Genomic DNA, 15,645 nt, shown 5'->3' on the forward strand with positions numbered 1-15,645 from the left:
AATAACTACTCTTTTAAATTCTAAATCCATAAAGTTTATCTCCTTTAAATTTTTACTTTGAGTTTACCATTTTTTCAAAAATTTTTCAATATTTAAAGCAAGTTTTTAAATGCAACAAAAAAAGATTGAAATATCATTCCAATCTTTTTATAAAATATTTTAATCTCTATCTATTTCCATTTCACGTTCTATTTCATCTTTAATTTTTGAAGAAAATTCATTCTTACTATCTTCTATGTCTTTAACTATTTCTTTATAATTTTTAGCTAATTGTTTTGCTTCTTTGTATTCAGTTAAATACTCATTGTTATCGTATTCTATTCCATATTTATTTACAATATCAACATATTCTATTCCTAAAAGAGTATCTAAAATTGTAAATTCATCTTTCAGTTCAAATCTATCATTAGGATAAAACTTACTATCTGCATTTATATATTTTTTACCATTTTTAACTTCTATCTTTGGATTAAAAGCTTCAAAAAAAGCCTCATCTTTACTTGGTTTTTTAAAAACTTTTCCATTTTTATCAACTATAACTCCGGAATATTTGTTCCAACAATAATCCGGATACTTTATATTAACTTTATCCATGGGAAATACAATACTTCCATTATCGTTTGCTGAAAACACTTTATTTTTTAATTTTTCAACTCCAACATTAGAAGAACTTTTACAAGATGAAAAAATAAACAAAGTACACAAACAAAAACTTAAAATTTTAAAAAATTTTTTCATTATTATCTAACCTCCACATATAATTTTCTTTATTATATCACCTAGTAAAACTGAAATCAATAATAAATATTATAAAAAAGCGTTAAAAAAAGACAAATAAAACATTTGTCTAATTCATAATAATATTGTTATTTAAGTTTTCGATAAATTCATTTACATTTTCTCTTAAAATTTTATTTTCTTCCTTTTCAAATTCAAAGTCATCTTTTAAAATTTCATCAACATACTTTATAGCTAGTTTTAAAAGTTCATAATCTTTTTGGATATTTAAAATTTTAAATCTGGCTTCTCCTGATTGTCGATATCCTAGAATATCACCATATCCTCTAAGTAAAAAATCCTGCTCAGAAATGTAAAATCCGTCTGTTGATGAACACATAATTTCCATTCGTTTTTTCAAGTTTTCACTTCTTTTATTACTCACTAAGATACAAAAACTTTCATAACTTCCACGTCCGATTCTTCCTCTAAGTTGGTGTAATTGACTAAGTCCAAATCTTTCTGCATTATAAATTACCATTATATTTGCATTTGGAACATTTATACCAACCTCAATTACAGTTGTGGCTACCAAAACTTTTATCTTTCCGCTTTCAAAATTTTTCATAATTTCATCTTTATCCACAGGTTTCATTTTTCCATGAATAAATTCAATTTCTATATTTTGAAAGTATTTTTGTTTCAGTCTTTCATACAAGTTTATAACCGATTGCAATTCCATTGTATCACTTTCATCAACAAGTGGACAAACTATATATACTTGACGACCTTCTTCAATATGTTTTTTTATAAAATTAATATATCTTTGTTCATAACTTTCATTTACAAAGTAGGTGTTAATCTTTCCACGTCCACTTGGTAATTCATCTATTGTCGAGATATCCAAATCACAAAACATAACAAGTCCAACAGTTCTTGGAATAGGCGTTGCACTCATTACTAAAATATCAGGGTTTTGAGATTTTTTAGAAAGTAAAAGTCTTTGTTTAACTCCAAATCTATGTTGCTCATCTGTAATTACAAGTCCTAAATTATTGTAAATAACTTTTTCTTGAAATACTGCATGAGTTCCTATTACAATATCAACTTCCCCACTTTCAACTTTTTCATAAATTTTCTTTTTTTCACTTTCTTTCAAACTTCCGACAAGTAATTCAAATTTTATATTATATTTTTCAAAAAGTTCCTTAGCATTTTCAAAATGTTGCCTTGCTAAAATTTCAGTTGGAGCCATTAAAACTGATTGAAATCCATTTTTTACAACATTAAACATAGCAATGAATGATACTATTGTCTTCCCACAACCAACATCTCCTTGAATTAATCTATTCATCTGTTTATCACTTGACATATCTCTAAAAATATCATCTAAAACTTTATTTTGTGATTTTGTAAGTTTAAATTTTAATGAATTGATAAATTCAAAAGTTTCTTTTTTTATTGCAAAATTAATTGCATTGACTTTATTTCTTTTTAGTTTTTTCATAGCTAGTTGAAAATAAAAAATTTCATCAAAAGAAAGTCTTTTTTTAGCTTTTAAAAAACTTTGATTATCTTTTGGAAAATGTATATTCCTAATTGCATTATCATAACTTTCTAAATTTAATTCTTTTAAAATATTTTCAGGTAATTTTTCTTTAAAATAAGATTTACTTTTTAATAAATTTTTTATAATTTTTACAATATCTAAATTGGAAATACCCTTACAAAGATGATATTGTGGAATAACACTTCCAACAATATTAGCTTTATTTTGCATTGTCGGAGCTTGAATTTCTACATTTTTACCAAGTAATTTTGCTCTACCGTACATTTCATATACATTATTTATTTTTAAATTTTTCGAAATAAAATTATTATTAAAATAAACTATCGTACAATAATTCATTTCTTCATCCATCGCTAAAAACTTTGTAACTTTAATATTTCTCTTTTTTCTATTTTCCATTAAAGAAATAATTTTAAGTCGATATGAATAGTTTCCCTCTTCTGTAATCTCAGAAATCTTTTTAAATCTAGTCATATCAATATACGAATAAGGATAATATTCCAACAAATTATTTACATTAAAAATTCCAAGTTTATTTAAAAGAGCTAATTTTTTCTCTCCTATTCCCTTTATATCTTTTAATTGCATAACTTTCCTTACAAAAAAAGTCCTTACGGACTTTTTAAATTTTTATTTTTATTCAACTGAAATTAAATAATAGTACAATGGTTGTCCACCATAAACTAATTCAACTTCTATATCTTCATATTTTTCTTCAACAAGTTTTGCCAACTTTTCAGCATCTTTTTCTTTAACATCTTCTCCATAATAAATACTGATTATAGATGAATCTTCATCGATAAGCTCATCAACAAGTTTTTTGAAAGTATCTTCTATTTTCTTTTCAGAAATAGTAATCTTACCTTCATTTAATCCCATTAAATCATCTTTTTTAATCTTAACTCCATCAATTTCAGTATCTCTAAGAGCATAAGTTATTTGTCCAACTTTAACATTTGAAATTGCCTCAGTCATAACTTCCATATTTTCTTCAACAGATAAAGACTCATCAAAATTAAATAATGAACTAAATGCTTGTGGAATTTGTTTTGTCTTTATAACATGAAGTCTTTTTTCTGAAATTTTTGCAGCTTGCTCTGAAACAAGAATAATATTACTATTATTTGGGAAAACAAAAATATCATCTGCATTAATCTTTTCAACTGCTTTTAAAATATCTTCAGTTGACGGATTCATTGTTTGTCCACCTGTGATTATTTCATCAACTCCCATACTCTTGAAGATTTCATCAATACCTTCTCCTGTTGAAATTGAAATAAAACCATATTTTTTATTTTCTTTAACTTTTTCAGAACGTTTTGCCTCTGCAACTTCCTTGTCTGTATGGTGTAAATGATTATGTTGTCTTCTCATATTGTCAATTTTTAAATCATGTAATGGTCCAAACTCTAATGCCCATTCAATAGCTTGTCCAGGGTGATTTGTATGAACATGAACTTTTATAATATTGTCGCCCTTAACGACAATTAAAGAATCTCCAATACCTGAAAGCTTATCTCTTAAAATTCCATATTCTTCTGAATTACTTGTAACCATAAATTCAGTACAATATCCAAATTTAATGTCCTCATCTTGTTGCGCAGCTAAATGTTCAATTCTTGCAGGTTTATTAAATTCATAATTATTTTTTATTTCAACAATTTCATCTCCTAATGCACCTTCTAAAAGATACATTAAACCACGTCCACCTGCGTCCACTACTTCTGCTTCCTTTAAAATAGGTAAAATTTCTGGAGTTTTTTCCAAACTCCTAAAACCTTCTTTTAAAATTTCTTTACAGAATTCAATTTCATCATCAAAATTTGCATAATTAGCCTCAGCAAACTCTCCCATTTCTCTAATAACAGTAAGAATTGTTCCTTCAGTTGGTTTTATAACTGATTTATATGCAACTTTATAAGCATTTACAAAACAATTTTTTAATGTTTCAACATCAAGAGTAACACTTTCTTTACTTCCCAAGTGAAAACCTCTTAAAATTTGAGATAAAATTACACCTGAATTTCCTCTTGCCCCCATTAATGCACCGTCACTAATAGCCTTAGTAACATCTGCACAAGTATTAACTTTTGAATTTTCTAAATTTTTAATTGCTGATTTAATAGTCAAAGACATATTTGTACCTGTATCTCCATCTGGAACCGGAAATACATTTAGGCTATTAACTATCTCTTTATTTGTTTCAAGATAATTACGAGCTCTTACAAATGCCATTTGTAACTGTTCACTATTTATCATAAAAACTTCCTCCTAATTACCTTCTACTTTTATTCCTTGCACATTAACATTAACTGATTTAACTTTTAAACCAGTTAAGTTTTCAACATTGTATTTTACATTTTCTATTACATTCTCACAAACTGTTGAAATTTTAATTCCATATTGAACGACAATATGTAAATCTATAAAAATATTATTATCTTTAAGTGCAACATGAACACCTTTGCTAGAATTATCCCAACCTAAAAGTTGATAAATTCCATCTTTAGGAGAAACATTAGCCAATCCGCTAACACCATAACTTTCTCTTAATACATTAGCTACGATTGTTTTAACCACAACTGGATTAATAGAAACTTTACCTAATTCATTATTAAATTCCATAAAATACCTCCTAATTATATATAAATATATAAATTACTATATCAAATTTTAACAAAAAAATCAACTTTTTTTACAAATCTTTAATTGCAGACTTCCATTTCACTTTTAAAACAAAGAAAAAGAATATGAACGCTGCCATGCAATTTGAAAATAAATTTCCCCAAAAAATTGAATAAACTCCTAAATATTTTTCTGTAAAAATTATAAAAATATATCTAAGTAACCACACTCTCATTATTCCGGTTAATAATGGCATTTTTGTTCTTCCAAGTCCAATAAAAACTCCCTGTTCAACTGTAAATATACCAAAGCCTATTACCGAATACATATAAATTGTAAGCGCTTTATTTGTTATCTTAGTAATTTCAGAATTTTTTTGGAACATTTCAACAATATATGGATTTAAAGGTGTAAAAATAATTATAATTGAAAAAACTATAAGCAAAGATAGTAAAATTCCATAATAAAAAACTTTTTTAGCATTTTTTGTATTTCCATTACCAATATTCATACTAACCATAGTCGTAACAGTTGTTCCTATACTTGTTGGCAAAACAAAATAAATTGAATTTATATTTGACGCAATCGTTGAGGCGTTAAGGGCAATAGAACCATACTTAACAACTTCTTTATTTATTAAAAAGAATCCGATATAAACTAAAATATAGGATAAAATACTAGGAATTGCCAAAGCCATAGTCTTTTTAATAAATTCAAAATCAAACCTAAATCCTTTTAAAGAAAGCTTAAAATCCGATTTTTTTATAAATAAATCATAGTACATCCAAATACCTATTAAAAAGTAAGACATAAATGATGCAGATACTGCTCCAATAACTCCTAAATTCAAAATTGATAAAAATAATGTATTAAATATAATTTTTAAAATTAATAAAATTATCATTCTTAAAAAAGGTGCCTCAGGATGTCCTGTTCCATTTTTTATTGAATTAAAAATTGAAGCCATAAATAAAAATGGTAAAACAAAAGAATATAACCCAAGATATTGAAAAACATGAACCGAAAGATCACTACTTACACCTCTTGAAATTATATAAGATAAAATAACACATAAAGGAGATAACAATAACCCAATTACAAAAGATAAAACTAAAATTTGTACTGCACTATGTTTAGTTTTCTCTATATCTCCCTTTCCATAAAGTTGTCCTATAATCGCTGATGCTGCAACACTAAGTCCTTGTGAAAAAGCATTTAAAATACCAATTACCGATTGAGAAAATCCTATCGCTCCTGCAATTATATAACCGGAGTTATTATTTAAAAACAATCCGTCTGTAATTGGAATTAAAGCCTGAACAATTCCCATCATAAACATAGGTATTGTTAAAATAATCATTGTTTTTAAAACTTTTTCACTTAAAATCATATTACGTCGCTCTTGTGAGCTTTTATTTAAAAATTTTATATTCATATAATCACTCCGTTTTAATTATATACCCTTATAAAGAGTATTGCAACGAAAATATAAAAAAGCTGTTGAAAATTTTCAACAGCTTTAAAATTTTTAATTAGAATTATAATTCTATATCAAGTAAAGCACCGATTGAATTATCTAACTCTTGATTTTCAAATTTTGTTTCTTCTTCTTTTTCTTCTTCAACTTCTTCTTTTTCTTCTTCAACAGTTTCTACAACTGGTTTTTCAAGAAGTTCTTTGATTGATAAAGAAATTTTTTGGTTTTCTTCATCAATATTGATGATTTTAACTTCTACTTCTTCCCCAATATTTAAAACATCAGATGCTTTTTCAATATGATCATGAGAAATTTGAGAAATGTGAACTAAACCTTCAACATTTTCTTTTAATTTTACAAATGCACCAAAATCAACAAGATTGATTACAGTACCAGTAACAACATCACCAACTTTATTATTTTCTAAGAATAATTCGAATGGTTTCTTTGTTAATTGTTTTAAACCTAAAGAGATTCTATTTCTTTCTCTGTTAAGTTTTAAAATAGTAACTTCTACTTCATCACCTACTGATAAAATATCAGAAGGTTTTTTAATTCTATTCCAAGAAATATCTGAAACATGGATTAAGCCATCAACATCACCTAAGTTTACAAATGCACCAAAGTCAGTTAATTTTCTTACAGTTCCTTTTAACACATCGCCAACTTCTAATTTACTCCAAGCTAAATCTAATTTTTCATTTAATTCTTTTTCTTCAATTTCTCTTCTTGAAAGAACAACTTTTTTCTTTCTTTCATCAAGATTAATTATAGCACATTCCATTTTTGTACCAATATATGGTGTAAAATCTTTTACGAAGTTAGTTGTAATATGACTTGCTGGGATAAAAGCATTAATACCATCAACAGTAGCTAATAGGCCTCCTTTAACTTCTTTTACAACTTCAGCTTCTACTAACTCTTTATTGTTGAATTTTTCAACAAGATTTTGCCAATCTTTTAATGATTCTACTCTCTTAGCTGATAAAACAACATTACCTTCTCCATCATCAAGTTTAATTACATAAACATCAATTTCTTGCCCTTCATGGAATAAATCCTTAGGTCTTTTAGTAATGTCAGTAGATAACTCATCAAGTTTAATAATACCATCACTTCTATAACCAATATTTACCATAACTTCTGTTTCAGTAACATAGATTATAGTTCCTTTAACTACTTCTCTTGGATAAATTCTCTTAATACTCCCTTCTATTTGTTCCATAAATTCATCCTTGCTTAAAATTTCCATACCTTCAACTACCTCCTCTATTAACCAATCCGGAGTTGAAGCGCCGGCGGTTAATCCTATTTTCTTATATTTTACCATATCTTTCAATGGTAAATCTAAAAATGTTTCAATCCTATATACGTTTTTACAATGCTTTTTAGCTACATCATAAAGTTTATTTGTATTTGAGCTACTGTATCCCCCAATAACTATCATACAATCAACTCTTTTAGAAATCTCTTCACAAGAATTTTGTCTTTTAGAAGTTGCATCACAAATTGTATTTTCAATTATAACATTTTCATTTCTATCTTTTATTATACCAGAAAATTGAAAAAATTTCTCTACTAAATTGGTTGTTTGTGAAATAATATATAAATTTTTTTTATTTTTTATCATTTCTGCCTCTTCTTTTGTATTTATTACACAAAATTTATCACCACAATAGCCAACCATAGCTTTAATCTCAGGATGATTTTTATCCCCTATAATTATAATTTCATAACCTTCTTTTACTTTTTTTTCAATTTTTCGATATATATTCAACAAAACCGGACAAGTACAATCAATATGTTTATGTCCAAGCTCCGTCATTTTTTTCTTTATACTTGGATGTATTCCATGAGAACGTAAAACAATCGTTCCTTGCTTTTCTTTTTCAAAATTGTCTATTACTTTAAGTCCTTTTCGATTAAATTTTTCGACAACTTGAGGATTGTGAATTAACTCTCCATACGAATACACCGTTTCTTTTTGATTTTCATTCAAAGTCTTTTCGGCTAATTTAACAGCTCTTTTTACTCCGAAACAAAAACCTGCATTATCTGCTACATATATTTCCATCTCTTCCTTGATAAATTTTATAGAATAACTCTTCTGTTAATTTATCAATAGCCTCCGAATCTTCCATATTTTCAAAATTATTAGTTTCAATCATAGGATAAACATCAACAGTTATTTTAGAAAAAATCTTGTAACTAGCCTCAATATGAATAGGTAGAATATTTACTTTATTTTTTAAAGCAATAAGTGCCACACCTTTTTTCATATTATTTATATCAATAGTCTTAACTCTGGTTCCTTCCGGAAAAATTCCAAGCAAATCTCCATTTCTAATAACCCTAAAACAAGATTTTATAGCCTTTAAATCTGTATTTTCTCTATCTATAGGAATAACTCCTAATTTTGTAAAAAACTTTGCAGATAATTTTTTTTCAAAAATTTCTTTCTTTGATAGAAAAAATATTTGTCTTTTAGTCAACATCGCTAAAATAACAGGGTCAAAAATATGAGTGTGATTTGCGCTGATTATTATAGGTTTATCATCTTTGAAATTTTCAATTCCATTGACTTTGACTCTATAAATTATTTTTACAAGAACAGAAACTATTGCAACTAAAAATCTATACATTATATTTCGCCTCTTATATGAGATAAAAATTCCAAAATTGTTTCTTTAAGAGATTTATCTGTTGAATCAATTTCAATAGCGTCTTTCGCTTTTCTTAACGGAGATGCCTCTCTATTCATATCATCATAATCTCTTTTTTCAATACTTTCTCTAACTTGTTCTAAAGAAAGTCCTTTTTTTCTTTCACTTTGCAAAAATCTTCTCTTTGCACGTTCTCTTGAAGATGCTGTTAAATAAAATTTAAAATCTGCCTTTGGAAAAATAACAGTTCCAACATCTCTACCATCAAGTACACAACTTTCTTCCATTCCTATCTGTCTTTGTATAGAAACTAAAATTTCTCTAACATAATCATAACTGGAAACTAAAGAGGCCCCTTTTGAAATTTCATCAGTTCTTATTTCTTTTCCAAGTTTTTTACCGTCCATATATAGACAATTAGCCTTATAAGTAAATTCTGTACTTTTAAGAATTTCCTTTATCTTTTCGTGATTATCCAAAGGAATATCATTAGAAATAAGTTTAAATGCTATTGCTCTATACATTGCACCTGTATCTATATAATTTATCTTTAAAATTTTAGAAAGTTTTTTAGCAATCGTACTCTTTCCAACTCCAGAAGGTCCATCTATCGCTATAATATAATCCATAATTACTCTCCTTTTTCTATACAAGAAACTCCGGCTAAATGTCCGGTTGAAAATGCAATGGTTAAATTATAACCACCAGTATTTGCATCAACATCAAGAAGTTCCCCTACAATATATAAATTTTTTATTAGCTTGCTTTCCATTGTCGAAGAATTGACTTCTTTAACTGAAACTCCCCCAATAGTAATAATCGCCTCACTTAATGGTCGCAAACTTTTAAAGTTAAATTCTAAATTTTTGATTGTTTCTACAAGTTTTTTTCTATCTTCTTTTTTTAGTTGATTTACAGAAAGCTCTCCATCAACTTCGGACTTTTCTAAAACTAACTCAACCATAGAATTTATTAAAACATTTGAAAGAACATTTTTTAAATTTTTATTTTTATTTTCGTCAAATTCTCTAAGCAACCTAAGGTCCAAAGTATGCACATCAAGTTTTGGCTTTAAATCAATAGAAACAATAAAATCCTTTGAATTATCAAAATATTTACTGGATTTTAAAACTATTGGACCACTAAAACCTGTATGAGTAAAAAGCATTTCTCCGAATTCAGAATTAATAAGTTTTCTATTTGAGTTATATATTTTAAAATCGACAAATTTTAAACTAACCCCTGAATATTTTCTTATTTTTTCTTTTACATCAATCCCAACAAGACCGGACTTTAAATCTGTAATAGTATGCCCTAAATTTTTTAGAATTTCATGTCCCCTACCTCTTGAGCCTGTAAAAGGATATGACTTCCCACCTGTTGCAAAAATAACTTTATCAAAAAGTCCATAATCTTTATTACATACCAATTCAAATTTATCTTCAACTAATTTAACATCTTTAATTTCAGTATTTAAAATAGTTTTTACACCCTTAATATTCAAAACATTTTCTAAAGTTTTTATAACATCACTGGACTTATCAGAAAGTGGAAATACACGACCACCTCTTTCAACTTTAGTTTTCAATCCATTTTCATTAAAAAACTTTAAAATATCTTCATTAGTATATGAATATAAACTGCTATACAAAAAATTTTTATTTCTATTTATCTCATCAAAAAATTCATAAATTTCCTTTGAATTTGTAATATTGCATCTACCTTTACCGGAAATATAAATTTTTTTACCAATCTTTTCATTACCATCAAACAAAAACACTTCAGTATTTTCATTTTTAGAAAAAATTGCACTCATAATACCTGATGCACCTGCACCAATAACTGCTATTTTTATAAAATCACTACCTCGAATCTAATAATTTAACTCTTATTAGTATAAAATATTTTTTTAATTTAGTCAAATTTTTTTAATAAATAATATGTAAGAATATTTTTCGTATTATTGTGTGAAATTTTTGTATAAAAAAATAGGAAGACAAATCTTCCTATAAAATTCAAAATATTATTATTCAGCTGAAGTAAATGAAGGTCTTTCAACAAAACCACTCTTTAAACAAGTAGTACAAACATTAATTCTTTTAACAGAACCGTCAACAACAACTCTAACTTTTCTAATGTTAGCGCCCCATGATCTACTACTTTTTCTATTTGAGAAAGTTACTTTATTTCCAAATAATTTTGATTTATCGCAAATTGCACATCTTTTTGACATTTCCTTACCTCCTTTTACATACTCATATTTAACAGTAGTATTATACCATACAGCTTGCACTTTTGCAAGTCTTTAAGTTATTTTTTTATCTTATCTTTTCTAAAAAACTTTCAAGAACATCTTCTGTTATTATTTCAATACCAAGTTCTTGAGCCTTTTTTAATTTTGAACCTGCTTTTTCTCCAACGACTAAAAAATCAGTAGATTTTGCTACTGCTGATTGTACTACAAGTCCATTTTGTGAAAAAATATCTTCTAAATCTTTTCTTTTATATTTTTCAAAAGTTCCTGTTATTACAATTTTTTTATCTGTAAATTCACTTTGCACTACTTCTTCATAAGGAATCACTTCTATTCCTTTGGAAAGTAATTTATCTAAAGCATCTTTACTATATTCATCATTAAAAAATTCAAAAATAGAATTGGCAACAACATCTCCAATATCATTGATTTCTAAAAGCTCTTCAACGGTTGCATTCCTTAAATTATCTAATTTTTTATATTTTTTTGCTAAATCTTTTGCAGTTTTAACCCCTACATTTGCAATTCCAAGTGCATATATAAAGTTTTCTAAATTTACTTTTTTACTTTTTGCTATGGAATCCAATAAATTATTTGCTTTTTTATCTTTAAATTTATCCAAAGTCATAAGTTCATCAAATTTCAAATCATAAATTTTATAAACTGTATCTACTCCCAACTTTTCAAAAAGAGCATCAATAGTTTTTTCGCTTAAACCTTCAATATTCATTGCATTTTTACTTGCAAAGTGAACAAGTGCAGAGGTTAATTGCGGAGTACAAGCAAGAGTATTTGTACAGAAGAAATGCACTCCATCTCTAATTAATTCACTATTACAAAATGGACAATGTGTTGGCATTTTAATTTCTATTTCATTTGCATTATCTTCATCCATTGTTCCTAAAATTTCCGGAATAACATCATTTGAACGTCTTATAAGCACTCTTGAATTTATTTTAACTTTTTTTCTTAAAATATCATCATAATTATTTAGCGTTGCCCTTTGAACTGTAACATCTCCAATTTCAACAGGTTCCAAAATAGCAGTCGGTGTAACTTTACCAGTTCTTCCAACATTCCAAACAACTTCTTTTAAAATTGTGCTATATTCTTCTGCCTCAAATTTATATGCTATTGCAAATCTTGGAAATTTGTTTGTATATCCAAAGTATTCCCTAAGTTCAAAGTCATTTACCTTAATTACAACTCCGTCTGTTAGGTAGTCAACTTTTTTTCTTAAAACGTCTATCTCATTTATTTTTTCAATAATTTCATTTATATTCAAACATTTTTTTTCGTATTCATTAACTTTGAATTTATTTTCTTTTAAAAATGCTATCATCTCTTCTTGAGTTTTAAACTGTTCATCTGATTTAAACCCAACATTATAAATAAAAGCATCTAAATTTCTCTTTGCAGTTTTTCTAGGGTCAAGATTTCTTATAGCTCCAGCTGCAGCATTTCTTGCGTTTTTTAATGGAACTTCAGCAGTTTCGTTATATTTTTCAAGAGCGGAAAGTGGCATAATAGCCTCTCCTTGAATTTCAACCAATCCCTTATATTCGATTTCAAGAGGAATACTTTTTATTGTTTTAACTTGTTCAAAAACTTCTTCTCCATAAACGCCATTTCCTCTAGTTGATGCAGAAATTAATATTCCATTATCATAAGTCAAGTTTATAGTTAACCCGTCAAACTTAAATTCAACATAGTATTCTAAAGTTTTATTTGTGTTGTTTATTGAATTATATTCATTTAAAAGTTTCACACATCTATTATGAAAATCTTCAAGTTCTCCAAAACTTTGTGCTTTTTGTAAACTGTAAAGCTCTTTTAAATGTGTATGTTTTTCAAACTTTTCTAAAACTTCTCCCCCAACTCTTTGTGTTGGAGAGTTAGGCAAAATTATTCCCGTTTCTTTTTCTAATTTCAAAAGTTCATCATAAAGTTTATCATACTCGGCATCACTAACAATCGGCTCATCTAATGTATAATATTGATAAGCCCAGAGATTTAATTTTTCTACAATTTCTTTCATATTATCCATATTAAACCCTCTTTATACGTTTATCCTTTTTCAAGTCAAATAATTTAATTCCTTCTCCGTCAAAAGCAACCATAAGCATAACCTTTGTGCCTGCTTTTTCACATTTTATAACTGTTCCAACACCATATTTTTCATGCTTAATCTTTTCGCCAACTTTGTAAATATCTTTAGCCACATTTTCTTTATTTTTAGCATATTGATTAAGTGGTTTATCAAGTTTTGTTCTTCCAATATCGGCATTTGAAACATAAGTTCTTGAATAATCACCATAAGCATCATTTCTAATTTTAGAAGTAGAAACTCTTTCATCATCAAAACTAAATTCAACATTAATACTCTTATCATCAACAAAATTAATTATCTCATCTACAAAACTGGAAGTTCTATAAAGATTTAATTTACCATACATAGTCATACTCTTTGTTGAAGAAATATAAAGTTTTTCTTTTGCTCTGGTAATAGCAACATAGAAAAGTCGTCTTTCTTCTTCAAGTCCGTCATCTCTTTCTTTAATAGACCTTTCACTTGGAAAAATTCCTTCATTCATTCCAATTATAAATACAACTTTATATTCAAGACCCTTTGCAGAGTGAATTGTCGTGAGTGTAACCACTCCATCATCTTCTTCTGCCTTATCAATATCTGATAAAAGACTATTTGTTTCAAGATATTCCAACAATTTCACATTTTTATAATTATTAGAAATTTCTTCTAAAAATAAATTTATATTTTCACTTTTCTTTTCAAACTCTTTCTTTTCATTTTCTCTTAAATAATTTACAAACTCAATAGAATTTAAAAGTTCTTTAGTTAAAATTTCAACATCTGTATCTTCAACACAAGTTATGAATCCAAAAATCATATCTCTAAAACTTTCAAAACTATCTCTTAATTTTTTACTGATAGAGTCTAAAAATTCATTCCTAAAAAGTCCGTCAAAAAGACTAATTCTCTCTGCATAACAAAATTCTTCCAATTTTTGTAAACTAACATTTCCAATAGCCCTTTTAGGATAATTTATAATTCTTCTAAAAGCATTATCGTCCTTTGGATTTGCGATAAGTTTTAAATAAGCTAAAATATCTTTTATTTCTTTTCTATCATAGAACTTAAGTCCTCCAACCATTCTATATGGTATTGAATTTTTCCTTAAAGCATTTTCAATAGCAAAGGATTGGAAATTTGCACGATACAAAACTGCTATTTCAGAAAAATCATATCCGTCCATAATTAGCTTTGAAATATTTTGTGCAACTTCTATCGCTTCATAATTTTCATTTTGATAACTCTTGTAAATTATCTCATCTCCACCCTCTTTTTTAGTCCAAAGATTTTTTTCTTTTCTATTCACATTATTTTTTATAAGCTCATTTGCACAGTCCAAAATCTTTTGAGTTGAACGATAATTTTCTTCTAATAAAATAATTTTTGAGTTTTCAAAGTCATTTTCAAAATTTAAAATATTTGAAATATTAGCTCCTCTCCAGCCATAGATTGATTGGTCAATATCTCCAACAGCACAAACATTTTTATATTTTGATGCTAAAAGTTTTATTATTTCATATTGTGCATCATTTGTATCTTGATACTCATCAACATAGATATATTTAAACTTCTCTGAATAATATTCTAAAACTTCAGGACAACTTTTCAATAGTTCAATCGTTTTAAAAATCAAATCGTCAAAGTCCAAAGCATTATTCTTAACTAAAATTTCTTCGTATTTTTTATAAATCTTTTCTATTACATCAGTATTATTTCCAAAAGAAAAATATTTTGAAAACTCATTAGGTTTAACATTCTTTCCCTTAGCATCACTTATAAGACCAATAACTGCTCCTTTAAATTCTCCAAGCACATTTTCCCAAGTAGGATTTTGTTTAAAAATTTCCTTTAAAACTAACTTTTGGTCATCTCTATCGTAAATTGTAAAATTGTTTGAATATCCAATCTTTTCTATATTAAACCTTAAAATTTTAGAACAAATTGAGTGGAAAGTTCCAATCCACATATTTGAAATATCTCTTTTAAAGATATTTTCTATTCTCTCTTTCATTTCTTTTCCGGCTTTATTCGTAAAAGTAATTGCTAAAATTTCATATTCACTTACATTTTTTTCTAAAACTGCATAAGCAATCTTTGTAGTCAAAACTTTTGTCTTTCCACTACCTGCACCGGCAAGAACTAATAGCGGAGAGCCAAAATGTTCAACTGCCTCTAATTGTCTATTATTTAAACCTTTTAATAAATCCATATACACTCCTAATTTACAATTCATAAAAAAGCAATGGA

The 15,645-nt window shown here is 26.9% G+C and carries 12 protein-coding genes; all 12 read right to left on the reverse strand.

Features of this window, described 5'->3' with window-relative positions; all coding sequences use genetic code 11:
* Positions 1-159: 159 nt before the first annotated feature.
* Positions 160-738 carry a hypothetical protein gene (locus HMPREF3181_RS00130; protein ID WP_231723234.1) on the reverse strand — a complete coding sequence of 193 codons (579 nt, stop codon included), beginning with the start codon at positions 736-738 and terminating at the stop codon, positions 160-162.
* A 109-nt stretch (positions 739-847) separates the two neighbouring features.
* Positions 848-2,875 carry an ATP-dependent DNA helicase RecG gene (gene recG, locus HMPREF3181_RS00135; protein WP_068471802.1) on the reverse strand — a complete coding sequence of 676 codons (2,028 nt, stop codon included), beginning with the start codon at positions 2,873-2,875 and terminating at the stop codon, positions 848-850.
* Positions 2,876-2,923: 48 nt separating this feature from the next.
* Entirely contained in the window at positions 2,924-4,546 is a 1,623-nt protein-coding gene (locus HMPREF3181_RS00140) for a DAK2 domain-containing protein (RefSeq protein WP_068471804.1), read from the reverse strand.
* A gap of 12 nt (positions 4,547-4,558) precedes the next feature.
* Entirely contained in the window at positions 4,559-4,912 is a 354-nt protein-coding gene (locus HMPREF3181_RS00145; protein ID WP_068471807.1) for an Asp23/Gls24 family envelope stress response protein, read from the reverse strand.
* Between the two features lie 70 nt (positions 4,913-4,982).
* Positions 4,983-6,347: an MATE family efflux transporter gene (locus tag HMPREF3181_RS00150; protein WP_068471809.1), complete on the reverse strand. Its 1,365-nt coding sequence runs from the start codon at positions 6,345-6,347 to the stop codon at positions 4,983-4,985.
* A 103-nt stretch (positions 6,348-6,450) separates the two neighbouring features.
* A complete protein-coding gene (locus HMPREF3181_RS00155; RefSeq protein WP_068471811.1) occupies positions 6,451-8,463 on the reverse strand; it encodes a bifunctional 4-hydroxy-3-methylbut-2-enyl diphosphate reductase/30S ribosomal protein S1 in 2,013 nt (670 codons plus the stop codon).
* On the reverse strand, positions 8,441-9,031 hold the full coding sequence (locus HMPREF3181_RS00160) for a lysophospholipid acyltransferase family protein (protein ID WP_068471813.1): 591 nt from the start codon (positions 9,029-9,031) through the stop codon (positions 8,441-8,443). Before HMPREF3181_RS00160 ends, HMPREF3181_RS00155 begins: the two co-directional genes overlap by 23 nt.
* Positions 9,031-9,681 (reverse strand): (d)CMP kinase, encoded by a 651-nt coding sequence (cmk, locus tag HMPREF3181_RS00165; RefSeq protein ID WP_068471815.1) that lies wholly within the window; start codon positions 9,679-9,681, stop codon positions 9,031-9,033. Before cmk ends, HMPREF3181_RS00160 begins: the two co-directional genes overlap by 1 nt.
* Positions 9,682-9,683: 2 nt before the next feature.
* Positions 9,684-10,925, reverse strand: a complete 1,242-nt coding sequence (locus tag HMPREF3181_RS00170; protein ID WP_369817063.1) for a BaiN/RdsA family NAD(P)/FAD-dependent oxidoreductase — start codon at positions 10,923-10,925, stop codon at positions 9,684-9,686.
* Between the two features lie 153 nt (positions 10,926-11,078).
* Positions 11,079-11,285, reverse strand: coding sequence for a 50S ribosomal protein L28 (gene rpmB / locus HMPREF3181_RS00175; RefSeq protein WP_068471819.1), 207 nt, complete (start codon positions 11,283-11,285; stop codon positions 11,079-11,081).
* Positions 11,286-11,370: 85 nt separating this feature from the next.
* Positions 11,371-13,353, reverse strand: a complete 1,983-nt coding sequence (ligA, locus tag HMPREF3181_RS00180; RefSeq protein WP_068471822.1) for an NAD-dependent DNA ligase LigA — start codon at positions 13,351-13,353, stop codon at positions 11,371-11,373.
* A gap of 1 nt (position 13,354) precedes the next feature.
* Complete coding sequence (locus HMPREF3181_RS00185; protein ID WP_068471824.1) at positions 13,355-15,607, reverse strand: ATP-dependent helicase; 2,253 nt, start codon at positions 15,605-15,607, stop codon at positions 13,355-13,357.
* Positions 15,608-15,645 lie beyond the last annotated feature (38 nt).

It is taken from the genome of Parvimonas sp. KA00067 (assembly GCF_001553085.1).
Lineage (GTDB): Bacteria > Bacillota > Clostridia > Tissierellales > Peptoniphilaceae > Parvimonas > Parvimonas parva.